We start from the raw sequence: 21,133 nt of genomic DNA, 5'->3' as shown, positions 1-21,133 counted from the left end.
TCAGACCGGGGTGTCCGAGGGGGCGGACGGGAAGGCCGCGCGGGTCATGTACTGGGGGCGTACGCGTGGGGGCCAGCAGTTGGGGATGAGGATGCCCAGGGCGTAGGCGCGGGCGACGAGGGCCGAGCGGTTGGGGACCTTGAGTTTTCTGAGCATGCTGCTGACGTGGTACTCGATGCCGTGGCTGCTCAGGCCGAGCCGCGAGGCCAGCTGGTGGGTGGACAGACCGGCCGCGAGCCCTTCCAGGACATGCCCGGGGATCTCGGCGAGGGCCGGGGGCGCGGGCAGCAGCGGGGCCGTGAAGTCGCTCAGGGTGTCCGGGCGGATCGCGGCGACCGCGATGCAGTCGGTGCACGACATGTGCAGATTGACGGTCAGCGCGAGACAGGAGACGAGACAGTCGACGTTCTCGCCGGCGGCGTTCACCATCGTCAGCGGGACACTGAAGTCCGGCTGCGTGGCGGTCAGTAATTGCGAGAAGTGTTCCCGGAGATAGGGCTGCGCGCTCTCGTGGAAGTAGGCGGGGAACGGCTTGCCGGGAAGTTCGGCGGGGTCCTGGACGAACTCGTCGTGGAACGGCTCGTTCGCGGCGGTGATCCGCAGCCGCGAGTCGACGTGCACGAGCCGGGTGACGGGGTCGGCGGACTGCCGGGGGCGAGGGGCCTGGGTGGTGTACCTGCCTGTGGGGGTGGCGGGCAAGGCGGTACCTCTTTCGCGATGTGGGGGGAACGGGGGCCGGACACCAGGCTTCGCTATAGGAGCGGGCAGCGGCAAAGTGGCCGGGGAATGGCACAGCTCCTTTCCGCGCACGGCTGACCAGCGGGGGAGAGGCAGCGGCGCCTGGACTCAGTCTGCCTTGTGATACGGGAGGTTGGTCAAGATCTCGGAACACGCATAACGGATCTCTTGGTAAGAACATGAAAATGCTGCACGCGGCGGCAAGGTTGGTCCGTGTACAGAATTTGGACGTCAGGACGCTTGCGGGGTTTTCCATTGAGTGGAAAGCTGGCAAGGTCGGCCAGGGGTGATTGTTGTCTTTTGGGTGATTTATCGGCACGGGCTAGGGGTTCCCCTAGTCGACCGTCGTTCCTTGAAGCTTGTAGGGTCAAAATTGTTCTGGCTCGATGAGGCGCGTTAAGCGCCGGATATTTCACGCCGTTGGCGAGCCGAAAATAGAGATCTCCGAAAACGGCAACCTGAAAACACAAGCAGTCGCTCAGGGAACGTGCATGAACTTCTCACTGCTAGGGCCGCTGCGGGTTCAGGTCGACGGCGTCGACCTCCCGGTCGGCGGAAGCTGCCAGCGCGCGATGCTCGGCTGTCTGCTGCTGCACGACAACGAAGCCGTGGCCGTCAGCCGGCTGCTCAAGGCCATCTGGGGCGACGACGCCCCCCGCACCGCACGCAAGATGCTCCAGAACGCGGCCTCGGGGCTGCGGCAGCTGCTCGCCGCCGACACCGGACCCGACGCCCCGCTGCTGCTCACCCACCCGCCGGGGTATCTGCTGCACACCGACCCCGCCCGTATAGACGGCCGGCACTTCGAACTCCTCGCCGAACAGGGGCGCGCGCTGCTGCGCTCGGGCGAGCCGGAGAAGTCCTCCCGGGTGCTGCGCGAGGCCCTCGCCCTGTGGCGCGGCGACCCGCTCGCCGACCTCGTCGAACTCGGCTACCGCTGGCCGGAGACCGAACTCCTCGCCGAGCGCCGCAGATCCGCCGAGGAGGACCGCTTCGAGGCCGACCTCGGCTGCGGACGCCATCACGAGGTCATGGGCGAACTCACCCTCGCCGTGGCCGCCGAGCCGCTGCGCGAACGGCTGTGCGAGCTGCTCATGCTCGCCGCGTACCGCTCCGGCCGGCAGGGCGAGGCGCTCGCCGCGTACCGGGGGCTGCGGGCGCGGCTCGTGACCGAGCTTGGGGTCGAACCGGCGGAGCGGGTACGGAGGTTGGAGCACGCGATCCTCAATCAGGATCCGGGGCTGGAGCTTGCGGGGGGTGCGGCTCAAGTGGGGGGCGGTGCGGTGGACTTGGGGGGTGTGGGTCGGGCGGAGCGGCGGGGGGAGGCGGTGGCGGTTGCTGAATCCCGGGTGGACTCGGCGGTGGTTGCTGAACCCCGGATGACTCCTGAACCCCGGGCCGCTTTGGACCTCGTACGCGATCCGGACCCGGGGCTGCGCCGTGCCGAGCGCCGGGACATCACCGTCGTGATGATCACCGCCGATGCCGCAACCGACGCCGTGCGCGGCTTCGTGCGGGAGGAGATACGGCGTTGCGGCGGGGTGTTCGCGCCTGGGCCCGGGTCCACGTGGTGCGGGTACTTCGGGGCCGCCGGGCGGCTTCCGGACCATGCCGAGCGGGCCCTGACCGCCGTCGGCGCCATCACCCGCTGGGCCGCCGACACCTGCCCGGAGGCCGCGATCCGGGTCGCCATGCACTCCGGTGAGGCCGTCGTCTCGCACGGCGGCGAGGGACAGACCGTCCCGTTCATCGAGGCGAGCGTCCTCGACGACTGCCGGCGCCTCGCCGCCGCGACCGTGCCCGGACCCGGCCCCGCCGGCCCCGGCCTCTCGCCGGAGCCGATTCCGCAGCCGCCCCGGCTCGCCCTCGCCCCGCAGGCCCCGACCCCGTTCATCGGCCGCACCGCCGAACTCGACGTCCTCAAAGGCCTCATGGGCTGGGTCGCGCACAGCGGCAAACCCGCGTTCGCCTGTCTCCTCGGTGCCACCGGCATCGGCAAGACCCGGCTGCTCGACGAACTCGCGCACCGCGTCGCCGACGATCCGGCGGCGGCCCCGGCCGTCCTCACCGCGAGCGCGCCGCCCGGCGAACGGCCCGACGCGGCCCGCACGTTGGCCGACCTCGTCCGCTCCCGCATCGGCGGACCCGAGGGACAGGCCGAGACCGACCGCCGGCTCACCGAACATGCCGGCGCGCACCGGCGGCAGGACCTCCTGCCCGCGCTGCGCCAGGCGCTCGGCGTCACCCCGGCCGCCCTCCCGCGCCGCGAACTCGCCGCCGCCTGCCTCGCCCTGCTGCGCGAACTCATCGCCGCGGGACCGGTGTTGCTGCTCCTGGACGACGCCCACCGCATGGACGACGAGCTGCCCGAGCTCATCGCCACGCTCACGGCGGGAGACGCCCCCCGGCCGGTGCTCATCGTCATCGCGGCCGAGTCCGGCTTCGCGGAACGCCTGCCGTGCTGGAAGGCCGCCCACAGCAACGTGATGCGGCTCGCCCTGCCGGGCCTCGCCGACAAGGCGCTCACCCGGCTCCTGGAGAGACTGCTGGGCAACGGCCGACTCACCGTGCAGGGCGACGACTTGAGGGTGCTGCTCGCCGGTCTCGAGGGCAATCCCCGGCGCGCGGAGGAGTTCGCCGCGTGGCATCGGACGGGGGCGGAGGAGGTCTGGCAGGAGCCGGACTCGGCCTGAACGTACGGGAGTCTCAGTCCGCCACGCCCTCGATCTCCATCAGCAAGTCCCCCCTGCACACGTCCGCCTGGAGATACACGGCCGTCCCGTCGGCGGGCAGCAGCTCCGTGCAGATCTCGCGGACCGCCGGGATGTCCTCGGCATGGCGTACATACACCTTGGCCCGGCGCAGATCGGAGAGGCCGTACTTGTGCGGGACGCCGTAACCCGCCATGTTCTCGGGGCCGATGAGGAGGGAGACGTTCTCCAGGGCCGTGAACGTCTGGGCGCGCACGTCGCCGACGTGGACCGTCTCGTGGCCGATGATGCTCGCCGTGCCCGACACGAACACCGTGCCGCGCGCCGCCGGGTCGCCGCCCGGCGGAACGTACGTGGCGCGCGCGAAGTTGGGGGAGCGCGGGCCGTAGCGCGCCGGGTAGTGGTAGGCGGGCGTCTGGCGCGGGTTCTCGACGTTGACCGGCTCGGCCGCCCGCGCCGCGAGCAGCGCGACGCCGATGCCGTCGCCCTCCGTGCCGATCACCGTCGTCGCCGGCATGCCGTACAGCATGCCCAGCTGCTCCAGCGCGTGGCTGCGGCCCATGCAGAAGTCCCGGTACACCTCTTGGCCGTTGGCGTTCGGGCCGTTGATGTCGCCGATGTAGTTCCACACCCGCACCAGCCGCTTGTACCCGAGCCGGGCGAGGAGGGTGAAGAGGTCCTCGTACGTGCGGCGGGTCGCGGCGGAGTACTCGGCGGCCCGCGGGATGCGGCCGGCGCAGAACAGGTAGTCGCGGCAGCCGGTGTAGCGCAGGCCCGCGTACTCGCCGGCGCACACCGGCTCCCCGGCCGACCAGAGTTCGGTGAGCGCGTCACCGGCCGCGCCCATGCGGACCGTCAGCCCGGTGCCCGCGGGCTCCCGCGCCCCGGCCGGTCCGGCGAGGTAGGTGAGCGCGCCGAGCCGGGGGCCGGCGGCGCCGGGCGGCAGGAAACGCGAGGACAGCACGGGCGGCGAAGTCATGGGGAGCTCCCCGGGCAGGGACGGAGGTTACGGTCTCCCGAGGCTAGGAAGCCGGACTCCCGCGCACAGTGCGGCCCTTCCAGCGCGGGCCCATCTGCCGGTAACCCCGCCCGCCCCGCGTACCCCGAATTCCCGTACGGTGCCCGGTCAGTGGCCCGCGGCCGTCAACCTCGGCCGGGACGCCTGCGAGGCGCACTTCCGGGCAAAGTCCGGCGGGCTGCTGGTACTTGAGGAGCTGCTCGGCCCCGACGAGGCCCCCGTCCGCCTCGCCGTCTCCTCCGTCTCCGCCCTCCTCGGCGGCCTCGCGCACGCCCCGTACGCCGCCGCCAACGCGGCCCTCGACGCGTACGTCCACGCCCTGGGCCCCACCTGGCTGACCGTCAACTGGGACTCCTGGCTGGTCGGTGAGCGCACCGAGGACTCGCTGGGCGCGACCGTCAAGGGCTACGGGATGGACGCGGCGGAGGGCACGGACGCGTTCGAGCGGACGCTCGCGCTGCACGGGCGTACCCCGCAACTCGTCGTGTCCGTCGGCCCGTTGGCGCACCGGCTCGCGCAGTGGACGACGTCCCTCGCGGACGGGGCGGAAGCGGAGGGGCCCCGGCATCCCCGGCCCGCGCTGTCGGTGCCGTACGAGGAGCCGGCCGGGGACGTGGAGCGCGCGCTGGCCGGGATCTGGGGGGAGATCCTCGGGATCGACGGGGTCGGCGCGCACGACAGCTTCTTCGACCTGGGCGGGCACTCGCTGGCCGCGGTGCGGCTGATGGCGCGCGTCAGGGCGGAGTTCGGGGGACTGCCGGTGGACGTCCTCCTCGGCAACCCCACGGTCCGTGCCTTCGGCAAGGAACTGATCGCCGCGAAGGCGGCGGAAGGAGTGCAGCGGTGACGAACGTCGGAGTGGTCGGCGCGGGTGTCATGGGCATCGGCGTCGCGCAGAACCTCGCGCAGAGCGGGCACACGGTCGCGCTCGTCGACCGGGAACAGGGCGTCGTCGACCGGGCGATCGCGCGCATCGGCCTCAACTGCCGGATGAGCGCGATGCTCGGCGGCCCCGAGATCGACTCGGACGAGGTCCTCGGCCGGATCACCGGCGGCACCGACCTGGGGCTGCTCGCGGACGCCGAGGTGGTGATCGAGAACATCACCGAGAACTGGGAGCTGAAGAGCGAGCTGTACCCGCGCCTGGACGCGGCCTGCCTGCCGGAGACCGTGTTCGTCGCCAACACCTCGGCGTTCCCCATCACCCGGCTCGCCTCGCTCACGAAGCGCCCGGCGCGGATCGTCGGCGTGCACTTCATGAACCCGGTGCCGATGAAGCCCGCCGTCGAGCTGATCCCCGGCCACCACACCTCCGAGGAGTCGCTGAAGAAGGTCCGCGAACTCCTCGACTCCATGGGCAAGAAGGCCATCGACGTGGGCGACGCGTGCGGCTTCGTCTCCAACCGCGTCCTGATGCTCACCGTCAACGAGGCCGCGTTCCTCGTCCATGAGGGCGTCGCCGACGCGGAGACCGTCGACGAGGTGTTCCGCAGCTGCTTCGGCCACCCGATGGGCCCGCTGGAGACCGCCGACCTGATCGGCGTGGACACCATCCTGCACAGCGTCGAGGTGCTGTACGAGCACTTCGCCGACAGCAAGTACCGGCCCTGCCCGCTGCTGAAGAAGATGACGGACGCGGGGCTGCACGGCCGCAAGTCCGGCGAGGGCTTCTACCGCTACGGCGACGCCGGCGCCCTCCTCCCCGGCTGAACCCCCGTACCCCCAAGGAGACAACACTCATGAGCAGCACCGAAGTCCGCGGCCAGGTCCGCGAGTTCATCAGCGGCCGGTTCCCGCAGATCACCTTCGACGACGACCAGGACATCTTCGAGATGGGCTTCGTCAACTCCCTGTTCGCGATGGAGCTGGTGATGTTCGTGGAGCGCGCGTTCGGCGTCCGCGTCCCCAACACCGAGCTGCGCCGCGAGAACTTCCGCTCGGTCACCGCGATCACGGCCGTCGTCGAGCGGATCACCGCGGCCACCGCGACCGCCGGATGACCGCCGGACCGCTCGCCGCCGTACGCGCCTTCGTCGACACCGAACTGCGGCCCCGCGCCGAGGAGTTCGACCAGGCCGAGCTGATCCCCGGCGAGCTGCTGGAGCGGGTCGCCGCACTCGGCCTGTGGGCGCCGTTCCTCGGCCCCGAGGACGGCGGCCCCGGCCTCGACATGGTCACCGTCGGACAGCTCCACGAGGAGATCGGCCGGGGCTGCTCGTCCCTGCGCAGCCTCCTCACCGTGCACGGCATGGCCGCCTGGTCGGTGCGGCACTGGGGCGACGACGCCCAACGCGCGCGCTGGCTCCCGCAGTTGGCCGACGGCTCGCTGCTCGGCGCGTTCGCGCTCACCGGACCCGAGGGCGGCAGCGACCCGACGGTGTGCGAGACCAACGCCGTGAAGCAGGACGGTGGCTGGGTTCTCGACGGCCGCAAGAAGTGGATCACCGGCGGCCAAGTCGCGGGCCTGTTCCTGCTGTTCGCGAAGACCGAGGGCGGCATGACCGCGTTCCTCGTGCCCCGCGAGACCCCCGGCGTGAGCGTGCGCCCGCTGCACGGCGTCCTCGGCACCCGCGCCAGCATGCTCGCCGAAGTCGTCCTGGACGGCGTACGGCTCGGCGACGACGCCGTGCTCGGCCCGCTCGGCTGGGCCACCGGGACCGTCATGACCTCCGCGCTCGACTTCGGCCGGTTCAGCGTCGCCAGCGGCAGCGTCGGCATCATCCAGGCCTGCCTGGACGCCAGCGTCGCCTGGACCACCCGGCGCGAGACCAGTGAAGGGCCGCTGTTCGAGCGGCAGTTGGTGCGGCAGAAGATCAGCGACATGGTCACCGGACTGCGCACCTCGCGGCTGCTGTGCCGGGAGGCCGGACGGCTCAAGGACGCCGACGACCCGGCTGCCATCATGGCCAACTGGATCGCCAAGTACCACGCCTCGACGACCGCCGCCGCCTGCGCGAGCGCCGCCGTCCAGCTGCACGGCGCGGCCGGCTGCTCCCCGGAGCACCCCGTCGCCCGGCTCTACCGGGACGCCAAGGTCATGGAGATCATCGAGGGCTCCACCGAACTCCAGCAGATCACGATCGCCGAACAGGCACATCAGGAGGTGACCCGGTGAGCGGGCTCAAGCGGGGCCAGATCAAGTGCGTCGTCTGGGACCTGGACCACACCCTGTGGGACGGCATCCTCCTGGAGGACGGCGAGGTCACCGTCCGACCCGAGGCCGTCGCGCACATCCGCCGCCTCGACGAACAGGGCGTCCTGCACTCCGTCGCCAGCCGCAACGACCACGACGCGGCCATGGCCCGGCTCCAACAGGCGGGCCTGGACCAGTACTTCCTCTACCCGCAGATCGGCTGGAACCCCAAGTCGGCCTCCGTGAAGGAGATCGCGACCGCCCTCAACATCGGCCTGGACGCCATCGCCTTCGTCGACGACCAGCCCTTCGAACGCGAGGAGGTCGCCCACGCGCACCCGGCGGTCACCACCGTCGACGCCGCCGACCTGAACGCCCTGGACGGCGAGGGCTTCACCCCCCGCTTCGTCACCGACGAGTCCCGGCTGCGCCGCGAGATGTACGCCGGCGCCGTCGTCCGCGACCGGGCCGAGCATCAACACGCGGGCACCAGCGAGGAGTTCCTCGCCACCCTCGGTATGCGCTTCACCATCGCGCCCGCTCAAACCGAGGACCTCCAGCGCGCGGAGGAACTCACCGTCCGCACCAACCAGCTGAACTCCACCGGCCGCACCTACTCCTACGAGGAACTGGACGAGCTGCGCCGCTCCGACGACCACCTCCTCCTCGTCGCCTCCCTCACCGACCGCTACGGCTCCTACGGCAAGATCGGCCTCGCCCTGGTCGAACTCGGCGCCGAACACTGGCACTTGCGCATGATGCTGATGTCCTGCCGGGTGATGTCCCGGGGCGTCGGCACCGTCCTGCTCAACCACATCATGGGCCGCGCCGCCGCAGCCGGCGCCGCCCTGCGCGCCGAGTTCGTCGAGACCGGCCGCAACCGGATGATGTACGTCACCTACGCGTTCGCCGGGTTCACCGAGGCCGCGCGCGACGGCGACCACGTCGTCCTCGAAGCCGACCTCGGCCGCGTCCAGGAACCCCCCGGCTACCTCACGGTGGAGGTCCGGTGACCACCCCCTGGCTGCCCCTCGGCGCCCCCGCCCCCGACCGACCCCGGCTGCTGTGCTACCCCAACGCCGGTGCCGGAGCAGTGGCGTTCGCCCACTGGCGCGCCCTCGCGCCGCCCGGCGTCGACGTCCTCCCCCTCCAGCCGCCCGGCCGCGCCGAGCGCTACCAGGAGAAGCCGCACACAGACCTGGACGCCCTCCTCGACGACCTCCTGGAGAGCGCCGCCAGCCAGTTCGAGGGGACGTACGCGCTCTACGGGCACAGCCTCGGTGCGCTCGTCGTCTTCGAACTCGCCCGCAGGATAAGGGCGGAGGGGCTGACCGGACCCGTCCACCTCTTCGTCTCCGGCCGCGCCGCCCCGCACCTCCCGGACGTCCGCACCCGCCTGTTCGACCTGCCGACGCCCCAACTCGTCCCGCATCTGCGGGAGATCGGCGGCACACCCGAGTCGGTGCTCGGCGAGCCGGACCTGCTGGACGTCTTCCTGCCGGTGCTGCGCGCCGACTTCGAGGTCAACGAGACCTACCGGTACACCCCCGAGGCCGCGCTGACCGTACCGCTCACCGTCTTCGGCGGCACCGAGGACCCGCGCGCGAGCGAGCGCGAGCTGCGCGCGTGGGCGGGGCTGAGCGAAGGCCCGTTCGCCCTGCGGATGTTCGACGGCGGCCACTTCTTCGTCACCCCCCACGCCAAAGAACTCGTCGGCGAAATGACCAACTCCCTTTAGCACACCGGTGAAAGGCTCCCCATGCGCGTCCTGTGCACCCTGACGGGCACGCCCTCCCACGCCCGCGCGATGCTCCCGCTGGCGCGAGCGCTCGCCGCCGCGGGGCACGAACTCCTCGTCATCGCCCCGCCGGGGCCGGCGAAGGTCTTCGCGGCCGAGGACGGCATCCGCACCGCCCCCGTCCTGCCCGAACTCGCCGACCAGGTCATGGGCGCCCTCCGGGACGGCCACGTCACCCTCCCCGCCGACCTGGACCTCTTCGACCAGCGCCTGTGGACCCTCACCGGCTGCGGACCGCACGTCGTCGACAACTACCGCACCCTGCTGCCCCTCGCCGGGGAGTTCCGCCCCGAACTCGTCCTGCGCGACGGCACCGACATGGCCGGCCTGCTCGTCGCCGAGACCCTGGGCGTCGTCCACATTCCCGCCCCCTCCGGCACCGGCCAGTTCCTCGACCCGGACGCCGTCGCCGAAGCGCTCGCCGAACGGTGTCAACAGCTGGGCCTGCCAGGCGACTTCGACCCGGCGACCCTCTACCGGCACGGCCGCCTCGACTGCGTACCGGCGCAACTCTCCTTCGCCCGCCCCGGCGCCCCCGACGCCTTCGCCTACCAGCAGCCGCCGACCGTCACCCGGGGCGAGACCCTGCCCGAGTGGATCGCCCAACTCCCGTCGGACAAGCCGCTGGTGCTCGCCGCCAGCGGCACGCTCCTCACCGGGTTCACCCCCGAAGAAGGCACCCTGCCCGACGCGGCGACCGAGAACCCGCTGTCCATCGTCCCCGAGGCGTACATCGCCGGACTCTCCCAGCTCGGCTGCACGGCGATCGTCGCGACCGGCGGCATCCCCGTCGACAAGAGCCTCGCCGCCGAACACGTCCGCATAGTCGACCACTTCCCGCAGCCCCTGCTGCTCCAGTGCGCCGACCTGTTCGCCACCCACGGCGGCTACAACAGCGTCCGCGAGGCCCTGCGCTCCGGTGTGCCGCTGGCCGTGCTGCCGCTCTTCGGCGACCAGCTGCACAACGCCGAACGCGTCACCGAACTCGGCCTGGGCCAGCGGATCGAGGAGGCCGAGGCCGACCTCGTCGCCAAGACCTGCGCACAGGTTCTCGCCGACGCCGAGACCGCCGTACGCGTCCGCGCCGCCCAGCGGCACATGCTCACTCTGCCGCCCGTCGAGGCCGCGGTGGATCACCTGGAAGGACTTCCGCGATGACCGCGCCGTCCGAACCCCGCGTCCGGGGCAACGACCACGGGACGCTCCGGCCGCCCGCGCTGGGCGCCTGGGAACCCCGGCTCACCGCCAGCGTCGTGGTGCCCGCGCACGGCGGACAGGAGGCCCTCGACCTCACGCTGGCCGCGCTCGCCGCGCAGTCCTACCCGGCCCGGCTCACCGAGGTCGTGGTGGTCGACGACGACAGCGAACCGGCGCTCCGGCTGCCCGAACTCGCCCCCGAGAACACGCGGTTGATCTCCTCCGCGGCCGGCGGCTGGGGGCGCAGCCACGCCGTGCGCAGCGGCTCGGAGGCCGCCGACGGGGACGTCGTCGTATGGATCGACGCCGACACCATCGCCTTCCGCGAGCATCTTGAGGCGCAGCTGCGGTGGCATCACCTCGCGCGCTACCTCGTCGTCCTCGGCAGCCGCCGCGCCGTCGACTTCAGGCCCGGCGACCTCACCCCCGAGGAGGTGCGCGCCGCCGTCGCCGAGGGCACGGAGGACCGGCTGTACGCGCAGGAGGCCAGCCGCCCCAACCACTGGATCGACGCCGTCCTCAAGGCCACCGACGACCTGCGGCAGGCCGGCCCCAGCGTCGGCACCGCCCTCGTCGGCTCCACCGCCTCCGCCCACCGCGACCTCCTGCGCGCCGCCGGCGACTCCGACCCGGAGCTGATCCTCGGCGAGGACAGCGAGCTGGGCTACCGCCTCTCCCAGGCCGGCGGCGTCTTCGTCCCCGAACGCGCCGCCCGCTCCTGGCACTTGGGCGCCCCGACCATCGACCGCGACCAGCGCCGCCTCCTCGGTTTCATCCGCCCCCACCTCACCGACCGCATTCCCACGATGCGCCCCGGCCGCGTGGCCCGCCGCCAGTGGCTCGTCCCGTACGTCGACGTCGTGATCGACGTCGAGGGCGCCACCCACGACGACGTCCGCGCGAGCGTCGACGCCGTCCTCGACGGCAGCCTCCCCGACGTCCAAGTCACCCTGGCCGGGCCCTGGTCCACGCTCACCGACGGCCGCCGCAAGGTCCTCGCCGACCCGCTGGCCGACCTGAGGCTGATCCGCGCCGAGTACGCCCACGAAGGCCGTGTGCGCTTCGTCACCGAAGTCCCGCCGACGTCCTTCCCCGCCCCCTTCCGGCTGCGCTGCACCCCGGGCTGGCGCCTGTCCCCTTCAGGGCTCGCGGAGTTGGTCAAGGACGCCGACGCCGAAGGCCTCGGACTGATCGAACTCGGCGACGGCACAGCGAAGTTGGAGCGGACGGCCGCCTTCCGCCGGGCACTGTTCCTGGGCGCGGACGACGACCTCGACACCCTCGTCGAAGAGGTGTCCGGCGCCCTGCGCACCGACGCCGCGCCCTACGGCGCCCCGCAGGACCCGGACGAAGATCCGGTTTCCGTCGCCGGTCTGCTGACCATGCTGGAAGAGCAAGGCATGCTCAGGCCACGCCAACGAACCGACAGGTAGGGAAAGTTATGCGGGTGGCAGTCTTCGGGGCGGGCTACATCGGTCTGGTGACCGGTGCCTGTCTCGCCTCACTGGGACACCAAGTGACGGTCCGCGACATCGTCCCGGACCGGGTCGCGATGCTGGACGCCGGACAGGTCCCGCTCTACGAACCCGGGCTCGCGGAACTGATCCGCGACAACCGCGAACGGCTCACGTTCACCCTGGACGCCGCCGCCGCGCTCGACGGGACGGACGTCGCGTACATCTGCGTCGACACCCCGCCCACCGCCTCCGGTGACGCCGACCTCTCCCGGGTCTGGTCGGTCGTCGCCGACCTCGCGGGCGCGGCCCACCTCAAGGCCGTGATCCTGAAGTCCACCGTCCCGGTCGGCACCGGCGCGAAGGTCCGCCGCGCCCTGGACACGGCCGGGCTCGGCCACGTCGGCTACGCCGCGAACCCCGAGTTCACCGCCGAGGGCCGCGCGGTGGAGGACTTCCTGCACCCCGACCGGATCGTCGTCGGCGCCTACGACGACACCACCGCCCAGCTCGTCGCCGCCCTGCACGAGGGCGTCGACGGGCCGGTCGAGGTCATGACCGTGCCCTCCGCCGAGATGGTCAAGCTCGCCGCCAACGCCCTCCTCGCCACGAAGATCACCTTCATCAACGAGATCGCCGCCGTCTGCGAACAGACCGGCGCCGACGTCGTGGAGGTGGCGCGCGCGGTCGGCATGGACCACCGCCTCGGCCCGCACTTCCTGCGCGCGGGCCTCGGCTACGGCGGCTCCTGCTTCCCCAAGGACTCCCGCGCCCTGCGCGCCATGGCCTCCAACAGCGGCTACCCCTTCCAGCTGCTGTCGGCGGTCATCGAGGTCAACGACCTCCAGCCGCGCCGCGCGGTCCAGCGCCTGCGCCAGCAGCTGGGCGGACTCGACGGCCGCCGCGTCGCCCTCCTCGGCCTCACCTTCAAACCGGACACCGACGACATGCGCGAGGCCCCCTCCGCCGTCCTCGCCGCCCGCCTCCTCGCCGAGGGCTGCGAGGTGACCGGCTGGGACCCGCTGGCCAAACTCCCCGCCACTGAGCCATGGGCCCGGGTGAAGCGCGCGAAGACCGTCCCCGAGGCGGCGCAGGACTGCGACGCCCTGATCGTCGTGACCGAGTGGGCCGAACTCCGCGACGCCGACTGGGCGGAGATCGGCGCGGCGATGCGGCAGAAGGTCGTGTACGACGGCCGCAACGCCCTGGACCGGGGGGAGTTGAGCGCGCTCGGCTTCACGTGCATGGCGGTGGGGCGGGCGACGATATGAGAGCGGGCGCGTTAAAGAAGGGCGGCCCGGGGTGAACTCCCCGGGCCGCCCTTGCAGTTGGCGCTACAGCGCCTCGATCACCTTGGGAATCCCGTCCTCCAGCGACACCCGGGGCCGCCACCCCAGCTCCCGCTCCGCCCGCTCCACCGACAGGAAGATCCGCCGCACCTCCCCGGGCAGCGCCGCCTCATGGACGGGCGCCGCGTCCGAGCCGACCGCCTTGGCGAGCGCCGCGTGGATGCCGAGCACCGAAGTCTCCACGCCCGTACCGACGTTGATGAGCCCGCCGCCCCGGCCGAGGGCGCGCACGAACGCGTCGGCGATGTCGGCGACGTACACGTAGTCCCGCGTGTTGTGCCCGTCGCCGAAGACCAGGCACGGCCGGCCGTCCAGGAGCCGCCGGGCGAAGATGGCGATGACGCCGGCCTCGCCCTCGGGGTTCTGGCGCGGACCGTAGACGTTGCCGAGCGCCAAGCAGGCGTGCTCCAGGCCGTGTTGCTCCGCGAAGAGACGGACGTAGTCGCCGCCCGCCTTCTTGGAGAGGCCGTAGAAGGAGCGCGGGGACTGCGGGGCCGACTCCGTCAACGGCAGGTCCGCGGGGGCGGGTTCGCCGTAGATCGTGCCGCCGCTGGAGGCGAACACCACCTTGAGGGTGCCCGCGTCCCGGGCGGCGGCAAGGATGTTGAGGAGACCGGCGATATTGCTGTGCGCGTCCAGGCGGGGGTCGCGCATCGACACCCCGACGGACGGCTGCGCGGCGAGGTGCAGCACCGCCTCCGGACGGATCCGCCCGACGGCCTCGGCGGCCTCGGGGGAGGCGATGTCCAGGACGTGCAGATCGCCGTCCTTGAGGCCCAACTCCCGTGCCGTGGCCAGGTTTTCGCGGCTGCCCGTCGACAGGTCGTCCAGGACGCTCACCGCGTGCCCGGCGCGCAGCAGGGCGTCGACGAGGTGCGAGCCGATGAAACCGGCGCCGCCGGTGACGAGGACGTTCACGCCGCCCCCCGCGCGAAGTGCCCGTGGACCTCTTCGGCGCACGCCATGGCCTGCGCGATCGCCTCGTCCTGGTTGATGTACAGGTAGTTGGCGAGCCGCCCGCAGTAGAAGACGGGCAGCGGCGCGTTCTCCCGGATCTCCTGCTGGAGCCGGACGTTGAGCTTCTCGTTGCGCGAACCGACCGTCGGCACGGGGTAGTGCCGGTACGGCGCCCCCGGGTACTCCTCGCTCACCACGGTCGCCTTGATCCGCTGCCCGGTGGCGTGCTTGGACTCGATGGTGCGGGTGTAAGGGCGGCGCAGCGAGGGGCGGTTGACCTGGTAGCCGGGGGTGAGGGTGGCCGCCGGGTCGTCGACGGGGAGGTAGCGGGAGACGGTACGGATGCCGCGCCACTCCAGGGTGTCCGGCCTGCCCGCGAAGTCGTCCAGGGCCGCCGTGACGACGACCGCCTGGTGCTCGCGCGCCAGTTCCTCCAGGTCGGTGTGGTCGAGGGTCGCGCCGACCGTCACCGGGACCGGCTCGGCGATCCGCTCGATGATCTCCTGGAAGCCGCGCTCCGGGTAGAACTCCCACGTGTCCTTGAAAAGCCGCCGGTTGCCGTCGGTGCGCAGGTCGAGCCGCTTGGGCGCGAAGTCGGCGGACAGCTCGGCGGGTTCACGGCCCCACTGCTTGACGGTGTACTCGCGTACGAACAGGTCGTACAGCGTCGGGCCCATGAGGGACTCCGAGTACGCCTGGAAGTCGGCGGTCGACGGGGTCTCGGGGAGGTCCGCCAGCTCCTTCTCGATCCGTCCCCACAGCGGGAGTTCACGCATCTCGTCGACCTGCGGCGGCCAGGACAGGTAGCGCGGCTCGTCCTCGCCGTCGAGGAAGATCTCGGTCAGCACCTTGTGCTGGAACGCCCGCCGCATGCCGTGCAGTCGGACGAAGTCGGCGACGGCCGTGTTCGAAGTATGGAAGATGTGCGGCCCGTTGGGCTCGAAGACGACTCCGCCGAGCACCTCGGAGCGGGAGTGGCCGCCCAACTGCTGGTCGCGTTCGTAGAGATGGACCTTGTAGCCCTGGTCGTGCAGGAGGCGGGCGGCGGTGCAGCCGCTCCAGCCGCCGCCGATGATCGCGATGCTGGGGGTGGTCATCGGCGGGTGCCTCCGGTGAGAGTGTTCGTGAACCATGCGACGGTCCGCTTCAGGCCGTCGTCCAGGGCGACTTGGGGTTCCCAGCCGAGCCGGGTCCGGGCGCGGGTGATGTCCGGCTTGCGGCGCCGGGGGTCGTCCGGGTGCGGCTCGACGTGCTCCAGCGGGGAGCGGCTGCCGGTGATCTCCAGGATCAGCTCGGCGAGTCGAAGGACGGTGATCTCGTTCGGGTTGCCGATGTTGACCGGGCCGGGCTCGGCGCCGGCCAGCAGGGCCAGGAGGCCGGCGACGGTGTCGTCCACGTAGCACAGCGAGCGGGTCTGGCGGCCGTCGCTCATCACCGGCAGCGGATCGCCTTGCAGAGCGCGGGAGATGAAGGTGGGGACGACACGGCCGTCGTCGGCGCGCATCGCGGGGCCGTAGGAGTTGAAGATGCGGGCGATGCCGGTGTCGACGCCGAACTCCTTGCGGAAGGCGACCGTCATGGCCTCGGAGAACCGCTTCGACTCGTCGTACACCGCGCGCGGGCCCACCGGGTTGACGTTGCCCCAGTACTCCTCGGTCTGCGGATGGACCAGGGGGTCGCCGTACACCTCGGAGGTCGACGCCAGCAGGAAGCGGGCGCCCTTGGCGCGGGCGAGTTCGAGGAGGTGGTAGGTGCCGTGGCCGCCGGCGCGCAGGGTGGCGACGGGGAGGTTGAAGTAGTCGACGGGGGAGGCGGCGCAGGCCAGGTGCGCCACGGCGGTCAGCGGTCCGTCGACCGTCAGCGGCTCGGTGATGTCCGCCTCGACGAAGCTGAACCGGGGGTGGTCCGCCAGGTCGGCGAGGTTCGCGAGGCGGCCGGTGCACAGGTTGTCGACGCAGATCACCTCGCTGCCGTCCGCGACGAGGGCGCGGCACAGGTGGGAGCCGAGGAAACCGGCGCCGCCGGTCACCACGACCCGCCGGGGCCCGGGCGCGGCGCCCGGCGGTGGAGCAACGTCGCTCATGGCCAACTCCTTTGGATGCTGCGGAGGTCGAATGTCTGGCTCAGTCCAGCGCGCGCCGGTGGAAGCCCCGTACGGCCAGCGCCCCGAAGCACAGGACGGAGGCCGCCAGGACGCCGACGTCGACGCCGAGCGCGATGTGCGGGACCCCGGGCGCGGTCACGGCCCGCAGCGCCTCGCTGAGGTAGGTGAGGGGATTGAGGGCGCACAGCACCTGGAACCACAGCGTGTGCTCCAGCAGCGGCCACGGGTACTGCGTCGCACCCGTGAACGTCAGCGGCGTCACCGCTATCGCGAACCAGACGGCGATGTTGCGGGACTCCACACTTGTGCCGAGCAGCAGCCCGGCCGCCGCCCCGGCCACCGAGCCGAGCACGATCAGCGGCGCCGCCAGGGCGAGTTCACGCCCCGACCACACCGTGTCGAGGAGCAGGAACCCGACCGGCAGGATCACCACCGCCGACAGCACCCCGCGCAGCGCCCCGAACGCCATCTTCGCGAGTGCGACGACATACAGCGGGGCCGGGATCAGCAGCCGGTCCTCCAGCTCCCGGGTCAGGTCGAAGTCGAAGACCAGGCCGAGCGCCGTGTTCTGGAGCGCCCCGAGGAACGCGGTCAGGGCGATGATGCCGGGCAGCAGGACGGCCGCGTAGTCCTCGCGGACGTAGCCGATCTCGGTGAGGACCCTGCCGAGGACCAGCAGCATGAAGAAGGGCTGCACGATCGTCTGGGCCAGCACGCGCGGCAGTTCGCGGACCATGATGAACAGGTCGCGCCAGAGGGTCGTACGGAAGCCGTGCCAGGCACGGGTGACGGATTGTGCCGCGCTCATCGCAGTCCCCTGCCGGTCAGGCGGATGAAGACGTCCTCCAGGCTCGGGCGGCGCACGCCGACGTCGCGCACCTCGCAGCCGTGCTCGCCGATGACGCGCAGGACGCGCGCGAGGAGGGGGGTGGGGTCGGCGGTGGTGTGCAGCCGCAGGCGGCCCGGGGCGGCGGGATCGGCCGACTCGACGGAGGAGACGCCCGGTTCGCGGGCCAGCGCCGCCGTCAACTCCCGTGCGTCGCCGTCGACCACGAGGTCCACGGCCGTGCCGCCGGGCAGGGACGCGGTGAGCGCCTTCGGGGTGTCCAGGGCGATCAGCTTGCCGTGGTCCATGATGCCGACCCGGTCGCACAGCCGGGCGGCCTCCTCCATGTCGTGCGTGGTGATGACCACGGTGACGCCCTTGGCGTGCAGCGCGGACAGCTTGTCGTACACGAACAGCCGGGACTGCGGGTCGAGGCCGGTGGAGGGCTCGTCGACGAAGAGCACGGACGGCTCGTGCATCAGCGCGCGGGCGATCTTCACGCGCTGCTGCTGGCCGCCGGAGAGCTGGCCGACCTTGGCGCCGGCCCGGTCGGCCAGGCCCATCTCGGCCAGCAGCCCGTCGGCCCTGCGGCGCCGCTCGGAGCGGGAGAGACCGTGGTAAAGGCCGTGCATCAACAGGTTCTGACGGATCGTCAGGCCCCGGTCGAGATTGTTGTGCTGGCTGACGACGGCCAGCCGGCGGCGGGCCTCGGCGCCGTCGCGCAGCAGGTCCACCCCGCCCACCGACACCTCGCCGCGGGTGGGCACCACCCGGGTCGTCAGCACGCCGATCGTCGTCGTCTTGCCCGCGCCGTTGGGGCCGAGCAGCCCGAAGATCTCGCCGGCCGCGACGGAGAACGTCAGCCCGTCCACGGCGGCGCGGTCGCGCTTCGGATACCGCTTGACCAAGTCCCGTGTGCGGACGGCGTGTTCAGTGGACGGCACGGCACAGCCCGTCGACGACGGCAGTCAGAACCCGCATCACACTTCCCTTCGAAAGCCCCCCGCAGCCTGTGTGCAGGCTCCTCGCCGGGGCCGGGGTCCGGCCAGGGAGCGCCGCCATCGCCCGCTCATCCGCAGGTAACCGGACACCCTCCGAGCTGCGAAAACCCTTAGTTCTGCCGGGAGCCGCTGGAATTCGCGGAACAGCTGGCGTTCAGTTGCGCAATAACGAAAACCGCGAGAGGACCCCCACCCATGCTCGTGCGTGTACTGGAGAGCGTCGACCTCACCGTGGCCGGCACGGCGCTCCCCCTCGGCGGCCCCAAGCACCGGGCGCTGCTGCACTGCCTCGCCCTGCGCGCGAACACCGTCGTGGCCGTCGACGACCTCCTCGCCGCCCTCTGGGACGGCCCCCCGCCGCGCACCGCCCGCAAGATGGTCCAGAACGTCGTCTCCGAACTGCGCTCCTGGATCGCCGCCCAGGAGTGGTACGCCGCGAGCGGCACCCGGCGCCTCCCTCAGGCCGTCCTGCTCACCCACGGCTCCGGCTACGTCCTGCGCGTCGACCCCGACGAGGTCGACGCCCTCGCCTTCGCCCGCCAAGCCCGCGCGGGACTCGCCCAGTTGGAGAGCGGCGCGGAGAACGAGGCGCTGCGCACCCTGCGTTCGGCGCTCGCCCTCTGGCCGGCGCTCACCCCGGCGCCCGGCCCCTCCGCCCGCTGGCCCGAACGGCGCGCCCTGGAAGACCTGCGCGGGAGGGTCGTACGCCAACTCGCCGCCGGGGCGGGGGCGGTGCTGCTGCTGAACACCGAGCAGCGGCGCGGGGCCGCCGACGCGGGGGCCGCGTTCGGGCGCGAGATGCGGCTGGCGCGGGAGATACGGGACCAGATCGACCGGCGACACGGCCTGGTCTGCACGGAGTTCGGGTCGCTGCGGGTGGCCGCGTTCCCCGACGACCTCGCGGCCGAGCCGGCGCTGGAGCGGGCGCGGGCGGCGGCGGAGGCGGTACGGGAGCGGCTGGGGGTGGTGACCGCGCTGCTCATGCCGGACCGGACGATCCATGGGGGGCGGACTCGGGTGGCGGCGGCGGTAGTTGACGAGGGGCTGGCGGCGCTGGCGGAGACTCCGCGGGGGACGATTCGGGTGCATGCGGGGGTGGGGCATGTCGCTTGAGGCGGATGCCGGCGGATGCCGCCGGAAGTCGCCGGAAGCTGCCGGGTGTCTGCCGAGGGCGCTTAGCCTTCGCCGGGCCGGAGGCCGGCCGGGCCTTCGCCGGGCCGGAGGCTGCTGAGCCTTCGCCGAGCCGGATCGAGCCTTCGCCGAGCCTCCGTCGAGCGTCCGCCGCGCCGACCGGAAAACCCCGAACTCCCCCTGAACCAGCCCCACTTCGAAACCGGAGCCCCACCATGACCGTGCTGCGCGTCCGCGGCAGAGCCCTCCCCGACGGCGAGTACGTCGACCTCTACGCCGACGGCGACCGCTGGACCACCGACCCCGTCCCCGGCGCCGAACTCGTCGCCGAGGGCTGGCTGTTGCCCGGTCTCGTCGACGCCCACACCCACCCGGGCCTCGCCGAGGGATACGGCACCCCGCTGGACGACGACCTCCTGCGCGAGGACCTGGCCCGCCATGTCGACGCCGGTGTCACCGCCGTCCGCGTACCCGGTCTGCCCGCCGACCCGCCCGACTGGTTCGGCACCGCCCCCGACCAGCCCCGCGCCTGGCACGCCGGGCGCTGGATCACGCAAGCCGGGCAGTATTTCGCGGGCTGGGGCCTGCCGCTGGACCACGCCGAGATGGCCCGCGCCGCCGCCGCGCAGGCGCTGCGGACCGGCTGGGTCAAGCTCGTCGTCGACTGGGTCCACGACGGCGACGCCATCCCCCTCGACGTCCTGACCGGCGTCGTCGACGCCGTGCACGCCGTCGGCGGCCGGGTCGCCGTCCACTCCACGCACGAGTCCGGCGGCGAGGCGGCCGTCCTCGCCGGGGTCGACTCCATCGAGCACGGCATGTGCCTCGACGCGGGCCTCCTGGACCGGATGGCCGCCCAGGGCACGGCCCTCACCCCCACCCTCGCGATGATCACCAAGCCGACCCAGGACATCCGCGACCACGCCCCCCAAGGCGCCCCCCGCGACTGGTACCTGCGCGGCTCCGAGGCCCACCCCAAGCTGGTCCGCCAGGCGGTCGAGGCGGGCGTGACCGTCCTCGCCGGCACCGACGTCCGCCCGCACGGCGGGGTCGCGCACGAGGTGCGGGCCCTGGTGACCGAGGCCGGCCTCGGCCCCCACGACGCCCTCGCCGCCGCGTCCTGGACCGCCCGCGAGTGGCTGGGCCTGCCGGGGCTGGTGGCGGGGGCACCGGCGGACGCGGTGGTGTACGGCTGTGACCCACGGACGGATCTGGGGGTGCTGGGGCGGCCGGAGGTGGTGGTGCTGCGGGGGAGGGTGGTGCGGCGGCGGGGGTGAGCGCCGTGGGGGGACCGGCGGCACAAGTCGGCCGGCGGAGGCTGCCATGGACCCGCGTACGCCCGCCGGGCGAGCTTCGCCGACCGGCAGCCGTCGAGATGCTGGGCCCAGGCCAACGCGCCTTTCGCACACAGGACTTGGGCGACCTCGGCGGGCGATCGCGAGTCGGCACCGCACGATGCGCGGCCGGTGGACGTACCGGCCGCGCACTCGGCTTCGGGGCACCGGCTACTGGCGAGTCAGGGCCCGCACCATACCGGCCGCCTGTTTACCGACTTCCAGTGCGTACTGGCGAGCCGGAGGGACGGCCACCGCGATCAGCCAGACCAGGCTGAGCGCGGCGATCAGGAGTGTCACGGGAAACATCAGAAATGCCCTTGCCCACGCACCGGCCGGTACCGTCATCGACGCCCCCTCGTTGCCGACGTCCGCGCGATTC

At 72.3% G+C, this 21,133-nt stretch carries 20 protein-coding genes; 12 read left to right on the top strand and 8 right to left on the bottom strand.

Features of this window, described 5'->3' with window-relative positions:
- Positions 1-699, bottom strand: coding sequence for a LuxR C-terminal-related transcriptional regulator (locus ACYUD3_RS10805; RefSeq protein ID WP_470967272.1), 699 nt, complete (start codon positions 697-699; stop codon positions 1-3).
- Between the two features lie 530 nt (positions 700-1,229).
- On the opposite strand from ACYUD3_RS10805, the gene ACYUD3_RS10800 reads away from it, so the two are divergent.
- Entirely contained in the window at positions 1,230-3,431 is a 2,202-nt protein-coding gene (locus ACYUD3_RS10800; protein WP_470967269.1) for a BTAD domain-containing putative transcriptional regulator, read from the top strand.
- Between the two features lie 13 nt (positions 3,432-3,444).
- Here the strand turns inward: ACYUD3_RS10800 and ACYUD3_RS10795 are convergent, their stop codons facing one another.
- Positions 3,445-4,428 (bottom strand): FkbO/Hyg5 family chorismatase, encoded by a 984-nt coding sequence (locus ACYUD3_RS10795; RefSeq protein WP_470967267.1) that lies wholly within the window; start codon positions 4,426-4,428, stop codon positions 3,445-3,447.
- Between the two features lie 139 nt (positions 4,429-4,567).
- On the opposite strand from ACYUD3_RS10795, the gene ACYUD3_RS10790 reads away from it, so the two are divergent.
- Genes ACYUD3_RS10790 through ACYUD3_RS10750 form a run of 9 tightly spaced genes read left to right on the top strand, consistent with a single transcriptional unit; the run spans position 4,568 to position 13,320 of the window.
- Positions 4,568-5,314, top strand: coding sequence for a phosphopantetheine-binding protein (locus ACYUD3_RS10790; protein WP_470967264.1), 747 nt, complete (start codon positions 4,568-4,570; stop codon positions 5,312-5,314).
- On the top strand, positions 5,311-6,177 hold the full coding sequence (locus tag ACYUD3_RS10785; RefSeq protein ID WP_470967262.1) for a 3-hydroxyacyl-CoA dehydrogenase family protein: 867 nt from the start codon (positions 5,311-5,313) through the stop codon (positions 6,175-6,177). The genes ACYUD3_RS10790 and ACYUD3_RS10785 overlap by 4 nt, the downstream gene beginning before the upstream one ends.
- 29 nt (positions 6,178-6,206) lie before the next feature.
- Positions 6,207-6,467, top strand: coding sequence for an acyl carrier protein (locus tag ACYUD3_RS10780; protein ID WP_470967259.1), 261 nt, complete (start codon positions 6,207-6,209; stop codon positions 6,465-6,467).
- Complete coding sequence (locus ACYUD3_RS10775) at positions 6,464-7,582, top strand: acyl-CoA dehydrogenase family protein (RefSeq protein ID WP_470967257.1); 1,119 nt, start codon at positions 6,464-6,466, stop codon at positions 7,580-7,582. The genes ACYUD3_RS10780 and ACYUD3_RS10775 overlap by 4 nt, the downstream gene beginning before the upstream one ends.
- A complete protein-coding gene (locus ACYUD3_RS10770; RefSeq protein WP_470967254.1) occupies positions 7,579-8,613 on the top strand; it encodes an HAD-IIIC family phosphatase in 1,035 nt (344 codons plus the stop codon). Before ACYUD3_RS10775 ends, ACYUD3_RS10770 begins: the two co-directional genes overlap by 4 nt.
- Positions 8,610-9,338: a thioesterase II family protein gene (locus ACYUD3_RS10765; RefSeq protein ID WP_470967251.1), complete on the top strand. Its 729-nt coding sequence runs from the start codon at positions 8,610-8,612 to the stop codon at positions 9,336-9,338. Before ACYUD3_RS10770 ends, ACYUD3_RS10765 begins: the two co-directional genes overlap by 4 nt.
- 21 nt (positions 9,339-9,359) lie before the next feature.
- Positions 9,360-10,556 carry a glycosyltransferase gene (locus ACYUD3_RS10760; RefSeq protein WP_470967248.1) on the top strand — a complete coding sequence of 399 codons (1,197 nt, stop codon included), beginning with the start codon at positions 9,360-9,362 and terminating at the stop codon, positions 10,554-10,556.
- Positions 10,553-12,028: a glycosyltransferase family 2 protein gene (locus ACYUD3_RS10755; protein ID WP_470967246.1), complete on the top strand. Its 1,476-nt coding sequence runs from the start codon at positions 10,553-10,555 to the stop codon at positions 12,026-12,028. Before ACYUD3_RS10760 ends, ACYUD3_RS10755 begins: the two co-directional genes overlap by 4 nt.
- Before the next feature lie 8 nt (positions 12,029-12,036).
- Entirely contained in the window at positions 12,037-13,320 is a 1,284-nt protein-coding gene (locus ACYUD3_RS10750) for a UDP-glucose dehydrogenase family protein (protein ID WP_470967244.1), read from the top strand.
- A gap of 63 nt (positions 13,321-13,383) precedes the next feature.
- On the opposite strand, the gene ACYUD3_RS10745 is transcribed toward ACYUD3_RS10750, so the two are convergent.
- From ACYUD3_RS10745 to ACYUD3_RS10725, 5 genes are read right to left on the bottom strand one after another with little or no spacing between them, the layout of a single operon-like run.
- Entirely contained in the window at positions 13,384-14,316 is a 933-nt protein-coding gene (locus ACYUD3_RS10745; RefSeq protein ID WP_470967241.1) for an NAD-dependent epimerase/dehydratase family protein, read from the bottom strand.
- A complete protein-coding gene (locus ACYUD3_RS10740) occupies positions 14,313-15,452 on the bottom strand; it encodes a UDP-galactopyranose mutase (protein ID WP_470967239.1) in 1,140 nt (379 codons plus the stop codon). The genes ACYUD3_RS10745 and ACYUD3_RS10740 overlap by 4 nt, the downstream gene beginning before the upstream one ends.
- Positions 15,449-16,438, bottom strand: a complete 990-nt coding sequence (locus tag ACYUD3_RS10735) for a UDP-glucuronic acid decarboxylase family protein (protein ID WP_470967236.1) — start codon at positions 16,436-16,438, stop codon at positions 15,449-15,451. The genes ACYUD3_RS10740 and ACYUD3_RS10735 overlap by 4 nt, the downstream gene beginning before the upstream one ends.
- A 40-nt stretch (positions 16,439-16,478) precedes the next feature.
- Positions 16,479-17,267: an ABC transporter permease gene (locus ACYUD3_RS10730; protein ID WP_470967234.1), complete on the bottom strand. Its 789-nt coding sequence runs from the start codon at positions 17,265-17,267 to the stop codon at positions 16,479-16,481.
- The gene (locus ACYUD3_RS10725) at positions 17,264-18,229 is read right to left on the bottom strand and encodes an ABC transporter ATP-binding protein (protein WP_470967231.1); all 966 of its coding nucleotides are present in this window, start codon (positions 18,227-18,229) and stop codon (positions 17,264-17,266) included. Before ACYUD3_RS10725 ends, ACYUD3_RS10730 begins: the two co-directional genes overlap by 4 nt.
- Before the next feature lie 252 nt (positions 18,230-18,481).
- On the opposite strand from ACYUD3_RS10725, the gene ACYUD3_RS10720 reads away from it, so the two are divergent.
- Both ACYUD3_RS10720 and ACYUD3_RS10715 read left to right on the top strand, forming a co-directional pair.
- Positions 18,482-19,399, top strand: coding sequence for an AfsR/SARP family transcriptional regulator (locus ACYUD3_RS10720; protein ID WP_470967229.1), 918 nt, complete (start codon positions 18,482-18,484; stop codon positions 19,397-19,399).
- Positions 19,400-19,632: 233 nt separating this feature from the next.
- On the top strand, positions 19,633-20,694 hold the full coding sequence (locus tag ACYUD3_RS10715) for an amidohydrolase family protein (protein ID WP_470967226.1): 1,062 nt from the start codon (positions 19,633-19,635) through the stop codon (positions 20,692-20,694).
- A 228-nt stretch (positions 20,695-20,922) separates the two neighbouring features.
- On the opposite strand, the gene ACYUD3_RS10710 is transcribed toward ACYUD3_RS10715, so the two are convergent.
- Entirely contained in the window at positions 20,923-21,099 is a 177-nt protein-coding gene (locus ACYUD3_RS10710) for a hypothetical protein (RefSeq protein WP_470967224.1), read from the bottom strand.
- Between the last annotated feature and the right edge of the window lie 34 nt (positions 21,100-21,133).

This window comes from Streptomyces sp. AMJ-169, from assembly GCF_055597585.1.
Note: the sequence above shows the minus strand (reverse complement) of the source record. Positions and strands in the feature narration are given on the sequence as shown.